This is a genomic window from Gimesia chilikensis, assembly GCF_008329715.1.
Taxonomy (GTDB): Bacteria; Planctomycetota; Planctomycetia; order Planctomycetales; family Planctomycetaceae; genus Gimesia; species Gimesia chilikensis.
Map to the genome: position 1 here is coordinate 38,244 of NZ_VTSR01000015.1, position 15,868 is coordinate 54,111.

General features: G+C 54.8%; 10 protein-coding genes and 1 other RNA gene. 4 read left to right on the forward strand and 7 right to left on the reverse strand.

Translation table 11 applies throughout. The features are described 5' to 3' along the window. Nucleotides 1-35: 35 nt before the first annotated feature. An RNA gene (gene rnpB / locus FYZ48_RS19370) (RNase P RNA component class A) lies at nt 36-411 on the reverse strand. A gap of 173 nt (nt 412-584) precedes the next feature. On the opposite strand from rnpB, the gene FYZ48_RS19375 reads away from it, so the two are divergent. The 3 genes from FYZ48_RS19375 to FYZ48_RS19385 all read left to right on the forward strand — a co-directional run bounded on the left by FYZ48_RS19375 (nt 585) and on the right by FYZ48_RS19385 (nt 3,899). Beyond that, the gene (locus tag FYZ48_RS19375; RefSeq protein ID WP_149343405.1) at nt 585-1,091 is read left to right on the forward strand and encodes an FHA domain-containing protein; all 507 of its coding nucleotides are present in this window, start codon (nt 585-587) and stop codon (nt 1,089-1,091) included. Then, nucleotides 1,066-2,280, forward strand: coding sequence for a ribosome small subunit-dependent GTPase A (rsgA, locus tag FYZ48_RS19380; protein WP_242022713.1), 1,215 nt, complete (start codon nt 1,066-1,068; stop codon nt 2,278-2,280). The genes FYZ48_RS19375 and rsgA overlap by 26 nt, the downstream gene beginning before the upstream one ends. A 173-nt stretch (nt 2,281-2,453) precedes the next feature. After that, nucleotides 2,454-3,899, forward strand: coding sequence for a right-handed parallel beta-helix repeat-containing protein (locus FYZ48_RS19385; protein WP_242022714.1), 1,446 nt, complete (start codon nt 2,454-2,456; stop codon nt 3,897-3,899). 47 nt (nt 3,900-3,946) lie between these two features. Here the strand turns inward: FYZ48_RS19385 and FYZ48_RS19390 are convergent, their stop codons facing one another. The 4 genes from FYZ48_RS19390 to FYZ48_RS19405 all read right to left on the reverse strand — a co-directional run bounded on the left by FYZ48_RS19390 (nt 3,947) and on the right by FYZ48_RS19405 (nt 10,268). Next, nucleotides 3,947-5,194 carry an AI-2E family transporter gene (locus tag FYZ48_RS19390; RefSeq protein WP_149343409.1) on the reverse strand — a complete coding sequence of 416 codons (1,248 nt, stop codon included), beginning with the start codon at nt 5,192-5,194 and terminating at the stop codon, nt 3,947-3,949. A gap of 136 nt (nt 5,195-5,330) precedes the next feature. Then, the gene (locus FYZ48_RS19395; protein WP_149343412.1) at nt 5,331-6,560 is read right to left on the reverse strand and encodes a DUF1570 domain-containing protein; all 1,230 of its coding nucleotides are present in this window, start codon (nt 6,558-6,560) and stop codon (nt 5,331-5,333) included. A gap of 68 nt (nt 6,561-6,628) precedes the next feature. After that, nucleotides 6,629-8,809 carry a COG1470 family protein gene (locus FYZ48_RS19400; RefSeq protein ID WP_149343414.1) on the reverse strand — a complete coding sequence of 727 codons (2,181 nt, stop codon included), beginning with the start codon at nt 8,807-8,809 and terminating at the stop codon, nt 6,629-6,631. Nucleotides 8,810-8,921: 112 nt separating this feature from the next. Further along, the gene (locus tag FYZ48_RS19405) at nt 8,922-10,268 is read right to left on the reverse strand and encodes a DUF1501 domain-containing protein (RefSeq protein WP_149343416.1); all 1,347 of its coding nucleotides are present in this window, start codon (nt 10,266-10,268) and stop codon (nt 8,922-8,924) included. 552 nt (nt 10,269-10,820) lie between these two features. Between FYZ48_RS19405 and FYZ48_RS19410 the strand changes: the two genes are divergently transcribed. Then, a complete protein-coding gene (locus FYZ48_RS19410; RefSeq protein WP_242022715.1) occupies nt 10,821-13,289 on the forward strand; it encodes a DUF1549 and DUF1553 domain-containing protein in 2,469 nt (822 codons plus the stop codon). 236 nt (nt 13,290-13,525) lie between these two features. Here the strand turns inward: FYZ48_RS19410 and FYZ48_RS19415 are convergent, their stop codons facing one another. Both FYZ48_RS19415 and FYZ48_RS19420 read right to left on the reverse strand, forming a co-directional pair. Then, on the reverse strand, nt 13,526-15,037 hold the full coding sequence (locus FYZ48_RS19415) for a sulfatase-like hydrolase/transferase (RefSeq protein ID WP_149343420.1): 1,512 nt from the start codon (nt 15,035-15,037) through the stop codon (nt 13,526-13,528). 222 nt (nt 15,038-15,259) lie between these two features. Further along, the gene (locus FYZ48_RS19420; protein WP_149343422.1) at nt 15,260-15,781 is read right to left on the reverse strand and encodes a type II secretion system protein; all 522 of its coding nucleotides are present in this window, start codon (nt 15,779-15,781) and stop codon (nt 15,260-15,262) included. Nucleotides 15,782-15,868 lie beyond the last annotated feature (87 nt).

The following is a 15,868-nucleotide window of genomic DNA, read 5'->3' on the forward strand; positions in this document are numbered from 1 at the left end:
TAATATTGATGGCGCTGGCCCGGAGAGAGAAAGATAGCGGGAGTCGGCCTGTAAGCCGGGTTATGTCGTGAGTGGCCATTTATCTGGGACAGCAGTTGCCTGCTACCTCGCGCGACCTACCCGAGAGTCGTACCGGATCGGGCCGATCCAGGTCCCGGCGAACCGGGACTGCTCTCTGCTTGGTCTTGCACCCGGTGGGGTTTACCTAGCCAGACCGGTCACCCGGCCTGCTGGTGCGCTCTTACCGCACCGTTTCACCCTTACCGGACCGGCGAACCGGACCGGCGGTTTGCTTTCTGTTGCACTTTCCCTGCCCTCGCGGACGGTGGGAGTTACCCACCACCGTGCCCTGTGGAGCCCGGACTTTCCTCCCCGAATCCGAAGATTCGCAGCGACCACCTGGCCGGCTCCCGCTATCAAACAGACCAGTATAAAGTAAGTGGAACCCTTGAACTATCCCCAATTTCTGACTTTTCTAAAGAGATTGACTTTATAATGTGTGGCCAGCGGTATAGATTAATATCGAGCGGGCAATACATGAAATTCTGGTAATTAACAGCTAATAGAGGTACCAGGTATACGTTATGTTAGGTGAACTCAACCCCTGTGGAGGGGGCGATCCCATCCCGTTGCTTTCTGAAGTTCTGCTCGTGGGCCGCCGCAGTAAATGCGACATCACGCTGCAGTTCCCCAATGTCTCTTCGCATCATTGCCAGCTCGAATTCATTAACGGCTACTGGCGCATCCGCGATATGAACAGCCGTAACGGCATCAAAGTCAACGGCCAGCGCTGCGACATGAAATGGCTTCTGCCCGGTGACAAAGTCGCGATCGCCAAGCATGAATACGAAATCAACTACACTCCGCAGTCCGATGAACCGCCGCCGGAAGAAGAGAATCCGTTCGAAATGAGCCTGATGGAAAAAGCAGGGCTGGTCAAACCGGAGCGCCGTCCGGAACGACCCATGGCCCCGCCGGCCCGGGCACCCAAAAAGATCGAGCTTCCCGAAGACGAGTCGAAAATGACCGACGATGAGCTGGGACTCAAATTCCTGACCGACCCGGATGACGATCAGGAAGACGCATCATGAACGTATTTCAGACGGCGCGGGAGCCGAAACCGTAGTGGCGAAGAAAAAAGGCAAAAAGATCCGGGTCGCTTTCAAAAAGAATCGTCAGAAGAAGGTCCGGAAAAACAAACTCTCCAGCCACCAGGTGGACGAACACGTCGACTCGCAGTACATGGATGCCAGCGAGCGCCTGACCGGCAAAGGGGATTTGACCCGCCACCGCACCGTCATGGGAGTTGAACAGGAGACCGAGGACGGCACCGAGATTATCATCGACATCGATGAGTCCAACTGCCTGCCCGGACGAGTGATTCGCGCCCAGGGCCTCAACTCCGTCGTCCAGACCGCAGACGGCAACCGTTATGAATGCACCGTGCGACGCCTGGTGCGAACCATGTCCCGCGATGACCGCAATGCCGTTGTCGCCGGCGACCATGTATTGATTCGTCCCGAAGGGGATGAGTACCAGGCGGTCATCGAACGGGTCGAGCCCCGTCGCTCCTACCTCTCGCGGGGTAGTAAACGTCGTGAACACATCCTGGTCAGCAACATCGACCAGGCAGTGATCGTCGTCTCCGCCGATGATCCCCCGCTTAAGCCCTCACTCATCGACCGCTTTCTGATCAGCTCGGAAAAAGGGAACATCCACTCCATCATCTGCATCAATAAAATCGACCTGGTCGATCCCATTGAACTGCAGCCGCTGATCGGCGTCTACGCGCAGCTGGGTTATGATATCGTCCTGACCAGCGTGGTCGCAGGTACCGGCATTCCGCGTCTCCGTTCCCTGTTGAAAGGGAAACAGACCGTCTTCTCCGGACAGAGTGGGGTCGGCAAGTCTTCGCTGCTCAATCAGATCGACAGCCGCCTCTCACTGGAGACCGCCGAGATCAGCCAGGAGAACCGCAAAGGGAAACACACAACGCGTTCTGCAGTCCTTCTGGAAATCGCCTCAGGAGGCTGGGTCGTCGACACCCCCGGCATTCGTCAACTCCAACTCTGGGATGTGAACCCCGAAGAAGTCGAAGGCTTCTTCCGCGAATTCCACGCGTTCGTGCCCCAGTGCCGCTTTCCCGACTGCTCGCACACCCACGAAGACAACTGCGGCATCAAACGCGCGGTCCACAACGACTTCATATCCCGCCAACGCTACCAGAGCTATCTTAAAATCATCGCCGGCGACGAACCCCGGCCCGTGTACCACCAGTAGCAGGTGATCTCTTCTCGACAGGCCAGGCTGCATTTTCTTAAGCCCCGCAGTTGATCCTCTCTCACGAGTTGCTTAGACTCGATGGGGCCTTTATTAGGTTCATTAACGATCTATTCGCGTCCGCGCGATCTCGACATCCTGCCTGTATCGATCCCGCATTGAAAGCCGTCACCATGAAACTCAGAACCTGCGTTACCATCTGCCTGGCCCTGTTCGTCCTCTCGGGACTCTGCCTGTTACCCGCCACCGATTCCAGCCAGCTTTTGAGCCAGGAACCGGCAGCTAAAGCTCCCGCAACCGGCATGAAAACCGTCCTGGACTACGGTGCGAAAGGAGACGGCCAGACCGACGATACTGCCGCCATCCAGCAGATGGTCGACGCGTCGGTCGGTTCACTCCGCTTTCCCCGCGGACAGTATCGGCTGACGAAACCCATCGTGATCGATCTGACCAAAGTCGGTCCGACCTCCATTTCCGGTGACGGCACCGCCACGATCCTGATGGAAGGCGCCGGCCCCGCATTCAAGTTCATCGGCACCCACAATGGCACCGCGAGTCCTAAAACATTTCAGCCCGTCGTCTGGGAAAAAGAACGCAGCCCCATGGTAGACGGCATCGAGATCGTCGGAAAACACCCCGAAGCGATCGGCATCCAGGCAATCAAAACCATGCAGATCACGATCACCCGCCTGGTCGTCCGCAAAGCGCTGCACGGCATTCACCTGACCGAACGCAACCGGAACGTCGCCATCGACGACTGCCACCTCTACGAAAACAAGGGGGTCGGCATCTACCTTGATAAGCTGAACCTGCATCAGGTGAACATTTCCGATTCACACATCAGCTACAACAAGCAGGGCGGCATCGTCGTTCGCGAAAGTGAAATCCGGAATATCCAGATCGGTAACTGCGACATTGAAGGCAACATGGGCGAAAAGACACCGCCCACAGCCAACATTCTGTTCGATATTTCGCAAGGCTCACTGCGGGAAGGCGCGATCTTCGGCTGCACCATTCAGCACACGAATGACGCCCCCAACTCCGCGAACGTTCGTTTCATCGGCAACGGTCCTGAAGATCCCCGCAAGGTTGGTAACTTCGCGATTGCGGACAACTCCATGAGCGATGTCGCCACCAACATCCATCTGCAGCACGCCCGGGGCATCACCATCACCGGCAACACACTCTGGCAGGCCTACGAACATAACCTGCTGGTCGAAGACTGTGCCCACATCGTTCTCGGCTCCAACCTCATGGACCGCAACCCCGATTACCGTGCCAAGACGAAAGATGCAAACGTCTTCAAAGACTGTACCGACTGCACACTCAACGCGTTAAACATTCTCGCAACCCGGGGCGTTCCCGCCGGACTGATCCTCGAAAACTGTGCGCGAATGAATATCACCAACTGCACCATCCGCCAGTGCCAGAACGGGGGCATCCTGCTGCAGAATGTGAAACAGTCTCGCGTCTCCGACTGCCTGATTACCGAAGGCGAAAAGAACTTCGCGATCCGCGTTTCAGGGGGTCAGGAAATTCAGATCACCGATAACCTCGTCTCAGGCGACATCGACGTCGGACCGGGCACGGAAGTCTCCAACACCATGACCGTGTATTAAGCACGACATTATTGGATACGATCTGACTTCCACCGGGAACCAATCGATTACGCGACTGTCGTCGACTCGCCGGGCAAGATTCCGGCGAGCAGGTTCCCTGCGGTCTGACCCGATTCGAACCGCATCAGCACGATGCGAATCCCGGCAGTGATCGGCACGGCCAGAATCGCTCCGATGGGTCCCCAGAGCAGCGTCCAGAAGGACAAGGCCAGCAGAACGGTCACGGGATGCAGTTGCAGGCCTTCCCCCATGATCTTGGGTTCAATGCCGTTACCGATTGCCATCTGAATCCCGCCGGGAATCAGAATCACACCGGCAATCGTCCAGGGACTGTCGGAGAATTGCGCCACCGCCACGGGAATCGGCAGTAAAGTCGCGATCAGCGATCCTACCGAAGGAATGAAGTTCAGCAGGAAGGTCAGAATCGCGAAGACCAGCGCCAGTTCCAGACCGAACAGCGAGAGCGTGACTCCCACCAGGATCCCCGTCACCAGCGAGATGATCAGCTTGGTCGAAATATAGCTGCGGATCTTCTGTTCGATCTCGAAATAGAGCTTATTCTTGACGACAGCCTGAGGATCACGGCCCGCCAGCAGGAAGATCACAAAGATCGCCACAAAGAAAGAGGTCGTCGTGAAACTGAGAGCCGCTTGCATCGTACTGAAGGCGACCTCCTTCAGGGACTGTTTCATGTAGGCTGTGGTTTGTTTCTGTAACTCATTCAGATCCACGCCCATTTTCTCAAACCAGCCGGTGGGAGGCTTCTGTGCTTCGACCGGTGCCTCTCGGACCGCAGAACCAACAGGAGCCGCAGGCGTCACGGGAGCTGTGGGGGCTTCGGTAGTATCTGGACGTTCGGCGATCGCAGGTTCCGCTTCGGCTGCCGAATCCTCGCCGGACTCCTCAGCTTCTTCCGGCTTGGGCTCACCGAGTTCCTTCGCCGTATCGAATGTGGAGCCGATAAAGATCCCCAGCTTCTCGCTATACTGCGTCTCTGCTTTCGCAATCACCTGCTGCGTCGAGTAAACCAGTACCAGACAGAGCAGAAAACCGCCTGAAAGCACCAGCAGCAGGGTCGCGGAGATCGCGACAATATGCGGCATTTTCCACTTCAGGACCAGCAGGTCGACGATCGGCGTCACAATCGTCACGATGAAAATCGCAATCACAAACGGGATCAATACGGCCTTGGTAATATAAAACACAAAAGCCAGGGCAATGACTGACAGCAACATCAGACAGCCCGTGATCACTTTGGCCTGCTCATCCGAAGGTTGCAGAGAATTCGTCGACATGGCGGAAGCCCTTTACGGAGTGGTGCATTGAGTTCCTGTAGCTCCGGGAAACAACGTACTGAGGCCGTACGCAGTTTCCCTGATGGTATGCGCACCATACTCATAAACCATGACGTTGCAAAGAGAAAAAGCGGTATCAGCGACTGATTTGTCGCATGTAATTCAGGAATTCCTGATTGAGGCGATCCAGATCATCGCCGAACACGGACAGAAATACTTGCAGACGTTCCTCGGGTGTCGCCCAGATCAGTGGCTTCCGCGCAGCGATCAGACGCAGATACTCTTCGTACTGCTTCCGATGTGTCTTGATCAGGAAGTAGGAAAACGCCCAGGCTTCCGCATAGGTATCCAACACCGTTTCCGCATCCTGAAATCGTTGATCCGAGGCAATCAGTGTCTGCAGGGAATCAGCTTTACGCCGCGAGCGGGCATAATCGACAAACTGCCTGATCCGCCAGGGATTCGGTCGTCCTACCGTCCGCCAGCCGGTCTTGTTTCCCAGATCGGGAGTTTCAAAGTAGGTGGCCATCCCTTCGGTCAACCAGAGAGGGTTGTCGGCAAACCGTGTGTGCAACCCGACATTAAAGGCGATCTGATGCGTGCACTCGTGGATCACGGTCGCAATGTTGAACGGCGACTTGCGCAGTTTGCGAATAATGTCAGCATCGGTAAAAGCGGGCCGCTCTCCGGGTGCCGCGGTCAGATCGTAAAGCACCATCCGGTTCGACTGAATCGAATAAAAGCCATGTGTCCCGGAGGCTCCGTCGCCCAGAATCTGACTCGCATACGCTTCAAAAGCCGCGCGGTCTTTGAAGATCACCGCGATCAGGGGGACTTCTGGTTCATGCAGTGGAAGCTCCTTGCTGTCCCAGTAATTATGCAGCACTTTATAAAGCCGCTCAAACAGGTAGCCACACCACTGGGAATACCGCTTCCCCGCCTGACTGCAGATTGTGAAATGTTTCGTCTGGGTGACTTCAAAACCCGGTCCAAATTCGCGCGCCAGTTGTTCTGTGAGCTCTGCTTTCCCCAGGGGCGTGAATGGTTCCTCCAGGCGGCGTTTCGCTTTCAGCTGCTCGGGAGTGGCAGTCAGCAGCCGACCATCGCGGGTCTGCATCACCACGCCACCATCGCGTGCCTCGACAATCAGCGCCCCTTTCAGTGTCTGCTCCTGTTTCTGCTCATCCAGAAAAGTAAACTCATACAGCGGAGGTGCCGTCTCCTCTGAAGACGAGGGACGCACGCTGGTCTGCGCGGAGAGAGGCTTAGGCAACGTCAGACAGCTGCAGAGCACCACGAGCAGAGTACACACAGTGGCTGCAGCCTGTCGGATGAGGGCATCGGAACGGTAATCTCTCCAGATCATGCATGGACTTTCTACGCAGAAGTGAACGTTACTTCCAGAATAGAGGGGAGAGGTACCGAAGTCGATCCCTATTTCTTCGCCAGCTTGTCTTTTCCTTCCGGATCCGTGATCGTCAGATAAATCACGTTAGATGCATAGTTGGTCGTGATGGAGAAGGTAATCCCCACGCGAGCCATCGCTGCAAACGGAAAGCGTTTGATCGGCTTTGCTTTGTCCGACGCTTCAATAATCAGCGTTCCTTCCAGCGTCTTCCCTGCCAGACGGGTCTTGCTCTTCTTGGAGAGGCTCACTCCGGGCGGCAGTTGCAGACCAAACTTGGAATTGAAATACTCAAAGGCGGTCGCCAGCGTCACGGGATCTTTATACGCATCACTGCGTTTGATTTTGACTTTGATCTCGGCTGATTCACCCGGCTTGAGTGTGATTTCATTCGGGGTCGCGGTGACCTCCAGCAGGTCGAGAGGTTTGGTCACACCCACGATTGAGGTGTTGATCGGCCAGCGGGCCTGTCCGCCACCACGTGACTGAATTTCCGCGGTGATGCGTCCTTCGCGGACGATTTCGATCTCTTTACCATCCGGTCCGGGCACTTTGGCTTTACCGGAAATCTTCACCAGCGCGGCATTGATTGGTGCATCTTTGGATGCCTTGAGAATCAGACCGCAGTCATTCACGCCCGAGGGCAGGGTGACTGGTTCGAAAGTCACCCCTTCCGGCAGCCCTTCGATATTCATCTCAATCGGTCCGTCAAAACCGTTGAGCCGTTTCACGCGGGCAAACCACATCATGTTGGTCCCGGGTGCGATCTGGGCATAATAATATTCGCCATGCACTTCAAATTCGGGGCCACTCAGTTCCGCCGAGAGGTGATAGGCAAACCGTTCGCCACCCCGGTCGTGCAGGTCGCGAACGGTCACGTAGTACTCACCGTCCGCGGGTGCTTTGAAGTAGAAATTGGCGTCTTTGGTCGAAAGCCCGTCGTCGGCTTCGGAATTCGCGCCACCGTTGACATAGATCCGCTGTGGCTTCGATTTACTGTCAACCACTTCCATCACGCAGTCCAAAGGCAGGTCGATGCGATTGGCCATCAGGTCGAAGGAGTAGTACTGATCCTTCTTCGCTTTGAAGGAATAAAAGTGCGTCTGTCCCTCTTCGGTTAACAGGCCGCTGACGCCCATCGGCAGAGTCAGCGGAAATGCGGTTTCCAGCGAGGTGTTGGTATTGGGAGCTGCTACCTGAGGATTCTCGCTGACCAGGGTCCAGACAGCATTCGTTTTCCCGGCAGGAGTCGTGAAGGTCCGTTGTGCCCAGCCAGTCTCTTGTGCGTCAGCACCGGAGAAGGTCGCTTTCGTATTTCCCTTGAGGGCAAAGCCGTGCAGCTCGACGTCTTCCGATTTCCCTTTCTGCACAGCCAGCGGGTAAGTGAAGTTCACGAACGGCGTGTCACTGACTTCAATGCAGTAAGCATATTTGGGAGTACCCACGTAGCGGGCATCGCGAATTTCAAACACGTACTCCCCATCTGCGGGCAGCTTGTAAGTGATCAGTGAGTCGGATTTGTAATAGTTGTCGTTCTGCGCAACAATCTGTTTCTGCGGTCCATACAGGGTCAGGATCGAGTCCATCAGGTAAACATTCGAAGTCTGCATCGTGTGAATCGCTTCAGTGACCCGCTGGGCATAGACCTGGATGGTGATCTCCTGGCCTTTTTTCCCCTTGAACTTGTAGCAGTCCAGATCTTCCGACTTTTCCACGAGGCCACAGACCGTCGAGGGGACCGTCACTTCCTGGGCCGTGTCGAAGGAATTGTTGTCTTTCTTTTCCTCTTCTTCGATGACCGGGAAGGGAGTGACCAGCAGATGCGTCACGCTGGAGACCGCCTGGTCGGTGGCGACGCGGCACTCATAAACCCGTGCGGGCTGATCCTGGGGAACCTCAACGTCAAATGCGAAAGGCGTTCCTACCGACCCCCGGCCACGGCGTGGCGCGTCCTTCGGTTTGGGCTCGGCAAAGATCATCTTGATGCCTGGCTTATCGAAGAAGACCGAGTGCGTATTATCCAGGGTGTAGCTGGAATGGAGCTGAATCTTTCGTTTATCTCCCTGCTGAACCGCGGCTGGTTTGAATGCGACCAGCTGACGGAAACCGATTTTGGAGGGAGCGTCTTTCTTTGCATCAGCGGCCTGCAAACGGGGCAGGGCAGAGACGAACAGACTGAAAGTCATTAAAGAAAAAACGAAACAGCGCATGACCTTGATCCTGAATAAACGCAATGGAGAGCCTGAAAACAGGGATGCCCCTTTGGACTCGATATCCACAGGGGCGATCTCTGTTCAATCTGTGAGGAAGGAGTACTCGAGATTACCCCATCAGTTCCGGAATGGGTTGTCCTTCGCAGACAATCAGCGGACGCCCATCCTCGGGAGAGACAAAGTAATGATCGAGTTTCACACCCAGTTTTGAGTAAATCGTCGCGGCAACGTCTGCCGGATAATATTCGTTTCCGACCGGACGCGAACCGGTGTCGTCGGTGGCACCAACCACCTGACCGGCGGGAGTGCCGGCACCGATCATCATCATGGTTGAAGCCGTTGACCAATGGTCACGACCGGCGGCGGAGTTAATCACCGGGGTCCGACCGAAGTCAGTCAGCCAGACAACGAGTGTGTTATCCAGCATGCCCCGCTGTTTCAGGTCGAGCACCAGTGAGGTGACGCCCTGGTCGAAGGGGGGCAGCAGCCGTTCCAGACCTTTGAAGTTGTTGGTGTGCGTGTCCCAGCCACCGCTGCTGACGGTTACAAAGCGGGAACCGGCTTCGATCAGGCGACGGGCCAGCAGACAGCTCTGTCCCAGGTTGTGACGCCCATACTCGTCGCGGGTTTTGTCCGATTCCTGGCTGAGGTCAAACGCTTTCTGCGTATCAGCCGAGGTGATCATACTGAAAGCATTCTGATAGTGAGCATCAGAAGCTTCAAATGTATTCTGGTTCTGATCCGCCTGACGCTGCAGCGTGTCGATGGCAGTCAGAGCCTGCTGACGACGCTTCATCCGATCAATGGAGATCCCGGAAGGGGGAGAAATATCCCGCACGGTGAAGTTCTTCGCGTTGGGATCGCCGGGGATTTCAAACGGGTTGTACTGAATACCCAGGTAGCCACCCAGGCCGCCGTTGAAACGCCGGTCGACGTTGTTCCCCAGCTGAATATGCGGCGGAATGTTGGTTTTGAAACCCTTGGTTTTCGCAATGACCGCCCCGTAGCAGGGATAGGTCACGGAAGGGTTGAACTTATGCCCTGACAGCATGAAGGCATCAGCGGTTGAGTGTGCCCCGTTCTGCGGGTTCAGGTTCCGCATGATCGAGAACTCTTTCGCATGCTTTGCGAACAGAGGCACTTTCTCGGTGAATTGAATGCCGGGCAGTGCGGTGCTGATGGCAGAAAAATCGCCACGCACGTCGGCGGAGGCATTTGGTTTAGGATCGAACGTATCGTGGTGACTGGTACCGCCACGCGTCCAGATCAGAATACAGTTGGTGTCGTTCGAAGGATCTGCCAGTGCACCAGACTCACCCTGGGAAGCATGAGCCTGACCACGCAGGACGGAATCCAGCGAGATACCAAAAGCACTCAGCGCACCAACTTCCAGCAGAAATTGACGACGGCTTCCGGTTTCACAGTTAGAAACCTTCTCGGGGAAAAGCTTCAGCATCAGAAACTCCTTTTGTGGCAGGACCCTGAAGATCAGGGGATAAGATTAGGAGGGAAAATTGGTTGTTAGCGTTAACAATTTGGCAAGTTAACTAATATAATTGTAACCGTTTATGTAAGGTAGGCAAATATAAAATCGGTTTCGCGGTCTGATTTTTATAAGTCGGAAATTCCCTTTGCGAAATTTCACTCCTTGATTGGCTTAAATTATAGCGATAAAATAAAAGAAGCAACAGGGATTGCCCCGTTCCGCACTGAACACTAAGTCACGCCACGTTGCTCCCGCCAACTTGGAAATCGTACTAAAATTCAGAGGTTTTTTTTGCAATTTCTCTATTTTTTAGTATATTTAAGTATAAATGGCTTCTTATGTTAAGCCACGATATTCCCACCTGACACCACACTCAACCTGCCAGACCCGCCTGTGCTCCGCACTGACGACTGCTGATGCCTTCGATTCCTGTTAGATAGTTTGACCAATTTTCTAATGGATGACTGCAAGCAAAAGCGAGTTGATCTCATGATGAACTGGAAGACTCACGTGAAGAATAAAATGATGTTTCACCGCACACTCATGGTTACCACATTTCTGTTGGGAATCTGCGCCCTGAATACATCCCGCGCCGCTGAAACGGCTCTGCAGGTGTCCCCGGAACAGATCGAACTCTCTGGTCTGCTGGACTATTTCCAGATCCAGGTCTCGATTCTCGAAGACAAAAAAATCGTCGGCGATCTGACTCATGAAGCCAGCTATCAAAGCCTGACCCCTGAAGTACTGGAAGTGAACGCGGAAGGACTTGTCCGGCCGCTCCAGACAGGAAAAGGTCAGATCCAGGTCACTCAGGGCAAAGAGCAGCGCGTCATCGAAGTCGTCGTCAATTCGCGGAAGAACGGCAAGAACGTCAGCTTCGTGAAAGATGTTGTTCCGGTCCTCAACAAGGGGGGCTGCAGCCTGGGTGGCTGCCATGCGTCTCAGTTCGGGAAGGGGGGCTTTAAATTATCGCTCTTCGGTTATGCTCCGGAACAGGACTACCCCGCGATTGCCCGCGACGACCGTCAGCGTCGCGTCTCGATTTTGCAGCCCGAACAGAGTCTGATTCTGCAGAAAGCCTCGATGGGGATGGCCCATGGCGGGGGACGCCGCTTCGCTAAAGACTCCTACGAATACCGGATCCTGAAAGAGTGGATCGCCGAGGCCGTCACTGAAATCGACGATAAGGAACCAACTGTAGTCGGTATGGAACTGACGCCGATGACCCGCCGCTACAAGCAGGGAGACATTCAGCAGCTCCGCGTCGTCGCTGAATACAGTGACGGTTCCAAACAGGACGTAACCGCTCTGGCACAATACGACAGTCTGATTGAAAACATCGCCACCGTCACACCACGGGGAAAAATTGAAATCCAGGGCCCGGGTCAGACCGCGGTCATGGTCCGCTTCATGGGCCAGGCAAAAATTTCGACCGTGATCTCTCCTTACAAAGAAAAGGTCAACCTGGCTGAATTCAAACCCAATAACTTTATCGACGAACAGATTAAACAGCGGTACGAAGAACTGGGGCTCGAGCCTTCGCCCCTCTGCTCGGATGAAGTTTTCATTCGTCGCGCCTTCCTTGATACCATCGGAACTCTCCCCAGCCCCGAAAAAGTCAAGTCGTTCCTGGAATCGAAAGACCCCAACAAACGCAGCTATCTGATTGACGAACTGCTGGGTCTGACCGGCGATCCCGAACGGGATGTGTACGTCGAAGCCTGGAGTGCCTACTGGGGCATGAAATGGGGCGACCTGCTGCGTATCAACCGTAACAAGATCGGCGATGGCGGCATGTGGGCCTTCTCCAACTGGGTCCGTCAGTCGCTGCGGGAAAACAAACCGGTCGACAAATTCGTAAACGAGATCATTACCGCCCAGGGATCCATCTATCAGAATGGCCCGGCCAACTATTTCAAAATCGCAACCAACCCTGAAGACCTCGCCGAAGCCACTTCGCAGATCTTCCTGGGAGTCCGTCTGCAGTGTGCCAAGTGTCACCACCATCCCTTCGAAGTTTACAGTCAGAAAGATTACTACAGCCTGGCCGCTTTCTTCACCCGCGTCGGCAATAAAGGGAGTGTTGAATTCGGTGCCCTGGGACAGGACACGATCATCAAAGTCAAGAACAGCGGCTCGATCCGCCATCCGCGGACCCGTAAAACCATGGAACCGACTCCGCTGATGGGTGAGCCAATCGACACGAAAACGGTTCGCGATTTCCGTCGTCCACTGGCCAGCTGGATCACTTCCCCGGAAAACCGCCTGTTCTCAAAAAATATCGTCAACCGCTTCTGGTCCTACTACATGGGAACCGGTTTCGTGGAACCGATCGACGACATGCGGGAAACCAACCCGGCTTCCAACCCGGAACTGCTCAACGCACTGGCCGATCACTTTGTTAATTCGGGCTACGACCTGAAAGAACTGATGCGGGTCATCATGAACTCTCGCGCTTATCAGCTCTCTTCAAGTCCACTCCCCGAAAACGTGGCCAAGACACGGTTCTACACGCACTACAACGTGAAGCGACTTTCAGCCGAAGTCCTGCTGGATGCCCTGGATGATATCACCGGTTCGCAGGAACGCTTCCGCGGCGTTCCCCAGGGAACCCGGGCCATCGAACTGCCCGACCCCAACTACAACTCTTACTTCCTGGATACGCTGGGACGTCCCAAGCGCGTCATCACCTGTGAGTGCGAACGTACCAGCCAGCCCAACCTGGCCCAGGTACTGCAGGTGGCCAACGGTCAGTTGATCAACACTAAGCTGTCCGCGAAGTCTGGTCGCATTGAGCAGCTGTTGAAAGAAAAGGCCCCCGATAAGGATGTCTTTACGGAAATGTATCTGGTCGCCTTCAGCCGTTACCCGACTCAAGAAGAACTGGCCAAATGCGAGCAGATCGTCAAAGCCGCCCCCAACAAACGGGAAGGCTACCAGGACGTTCTCTGGGCCATCAGTAACAGCCGCGAGTTCCTGTTCAACCATTGATCCCGGTGAACCCGCGTAAGACTTAAAGAAAACAGCCCGTCTCAATTACATGAGACGGACTGTTTTTTCATTCTGGGTAGGCACGAAACAGCACCAGACCACGCTCAGCCCTCAACCTCCTTTTGCCTGCGGCAATCCCGGATTACATCCAAGACCACCCCTGAAATAAGCGCTCTCATCCGATCGAATTTCAAGTTCCATCCTGAATGGAAAGACTCTCACCAGCCAAGTTATTGCTATTGCTGTTTTTTCTTTTGCTGCTTCTCTTTCTCAGCCTGCTGCTGGTAATACTCCCGGATGATTTTGCCTTCATAACCCACCCGTTCCCAGGCAGGCCAGATCGGTGCTTCGGCCTGTACCTCGGCGTAAATCTCCTGCATCTGCCGTTTCATCTTTTCGAAGATCTCGCGTTCGCTTTCGGAACGGTCGGTGGTCTCTCCAATATCATTGGCGATATGATACAGCTCAAACCCGGTCAGCTGTGCCCGCTTCAGGTCTTTAATTTCCTCTGCTGTGATACTGCCCGAAGGCTTTGGAGTCGGCACATCGAGTCGCGCCAGTAGTTTCCATTCACCATCGCGAATAGCCACTTTCGGTTCGTTACGCGACCGGTTGAACTGCCAGTACAAAGGACGCTTGCGCTGCAATGCCTGTCCCTCAAACAAAGGCAGGATACTCGTGCCGTCCAGCACGCGATCGGTGGGAGCGGGGATCTTCGCAACCTCGCACAGGGTCGGCAGGATATCGACACCACAGATCGGCACATCACTGGTGGTTCCGGCATTCACATGACCGGGCCACTGAATGATACCCGGCACACGAATCCCTCCCTCGTAGGTATAACCTTTCTTATCCCGCAAAGGTCCTGCGGATCCATGCGGATGACGACCGGTGATCGCCGGTCCGTTATCGCTGGTGAAAATGATCAGTGTGTTCTCGCGGAGTTTCTGATCCTCCAGTGTTTTCAGAATACGACCAAAGGCATCGTCCATCTGTGTGACGTTCCCATGATGGGCGGGCAGTGTCGATCCTTCTGGTGCGGTATACAATTTGCGGAAGCGTTCTGCACTCGCAATCGGTTCGTGCGGTTCATGAAAACAGACGAACATGAAGAACGGCTTTTCCTTATCCCTGAGATTGACCAGCCAGTCCTCCGCCTCGTCAGCAACCAGCTGTGATGCATAACCTTCCAGCCTCCCGACGGGCTTCGCGTTTCGTACGAAGTTAAACGGATTCTCATGCGTGGGCAGGGCGTTGTTCTGTGTCGCGAACCAGTGATCGAAACCATGATCCGACGGTTGGGGCTGCCCCACCAGATTGAACATCCCGTTCAAGTGCCATTTGCCGACATGACAGGTGGCATAACCTGACTGACGCAACAGGGTCGCGATGGTAATCTCCTGCTTGCGGACATGCATGGGTGAATACATGGGAATCCAGTTATACACGCCCACACGAAACGGGGTCCGGCCCGTCATCAGACCCGTACGGGAGGGAGAACAGTTGGGATGGGCGGCGTAGCAGCTCGTCAGCTTCAATCCCTCTCTCGCGAACTGGTCGAGGTGGGGACTTTGAATCACCGGATGACCGTAACAGGCCAGGTCACCATACCCCAGATCATCGCACAGCACGACCATGATATTCGGCCGGCCGGGTACTGCAGAGGAAGGCGCCTCCTGGGCAGAGAGCAGCAGGGGAGACAGGAACAGGGCCAGCATAAACGTTAACGAGAGTTTCAGGAACGACATGGGGGGTAACCTTTCCGGATCGATGCGCCGTCTTCCATTCAAGACAGCACAGGGAAATTCGTGGGCATGTGCTTCAGTACTACTTAAAAACATCCCGATTCGAAAAGCAACTCCATTCGTGTCATTCAACGAAAAGAGCCCCTGGCATGAAGGTTCATACCAGGGGCATCTTCGGTTCACTCTTGCCTAAAGAATGTATCGTGTGCTGTAATCAGCGGCGGATTACAGTGCATCCAGGCTGGTGCCGTTAGCGGCTGTACCAGCGTTGTTCCCTTTGATCTGACCGGTCGCAGGATTGTAGATCCAGCCGACCGTTTCAGTACCGTCTTTCGCGGTTTCATCAGGAGTGGTCCCTGCAACATCGGTTACGATCATCACACCCCGACCACCGGTGAAGGGGTTCGGAGGCAGACTGCCGATGAGGTAAGGTCCCAGTGGTTTAGTACCGACAGCACCCGTGGTGCCATCTTTGTCGCTGGACAGCAGCAGCGAATCACGGAAATCATTGGGGTCGGTTGAACCGTCCGCCGGGAATTTTCCATCGTGCTGGAATTTGTACAACTGAATCTGACTTCGCAGAGTCTGCAGGTCCTGAACCAGAACCGACTCGCGAGCGTCATCATTGGATGAAGTAAATTGTGGCAGCACTGTCGCAGCCAGGATCCCGAGGATCACGACCACAATCAGCACTTCGACGAGGGTAAAACCTGCTCGTCTTGGTTGTTTTCGTGTAGTTTTAATCATTGCCCTTCTCCGAGATTAAACGAATGTGCCTGTCACATCGCCTGATGTTAGTTACAAATTGATTTGTATCCGGGTAACCAGCTTAAC

Bases quoted from the DNA above. Each gene is read 5' to 3' on its own strand.
- FYZ48_RS19375 (WP_149343405.1), top strand. From the start codon at position 585: ATGTTAGGTGAACTCAACCCCTGTGGAGGGGGCGATCCCATCCCGTTG.
- rsgA (WP_242022713.1), top strand. From the start codon at position 1,066: ATGACGATCAGGAAGACGCATCATGAACGTATTTCAGACGGCGCGGGA.
- FYZ48_RS19385 (WP_242022714.1), top strand. From the start codon at position 2,454: ATGAAACTCAGAACCTGCGTTACCATCTGCCTGGCCCTGTTCGTCCTC.
- FYZ48_RS19390 (WP_149343409.1), bottom strand. From the start codon at position 5,194: ATGTCGACGAATTCTCTGCAACCTTCGGATGAGCAGGCCAAAGTGATC.
- FYZ48_RS19395 (WP_149343412.1), bottom strand. From the start codon at position 6,560: ATGATCTGGAGAGATTACCGTTCCGATGCCCTCATCCGACAGGCTGCA.
- FYZ48_RS19400 (WP_149343414.1), bottom strand. From the start codon at position 8,809: ATGCGCTGTTTCGTTTTTTCTTTAATGACTTTCAGTCTGTTCGTCTCT.
- FYZ48_RS19405 (WP_149343416.1), bottom strand. From the start codon at position 10,268: ATGCTGAAGCTTTTCCCCGAGAAGGTTTCTAACTGTGAAACCGGAAGC.
- FYZ48_RS19410 (WP_242022715.1), top strand. From the start codon at position 10,821: ATGATGTTTCACCGCACACTCATGGTTACCACATTTCTGTTGGGAATC.
- FYZ48_RS19415 (WP_149343420.1), bottom strand. From the start codon at position 15,037: ATGTCGTTCCTGAAACTCTCGTTAACGTTTATGCTGGCCCTGTTCCTG.
- FYZ48_RS19420 (WP_149343422.1), bottom strand. From the start codon at position 15,781: ATGATTAAAACTACACGAAAACAACCAAGACGAGCAGGTTTTACCCTC.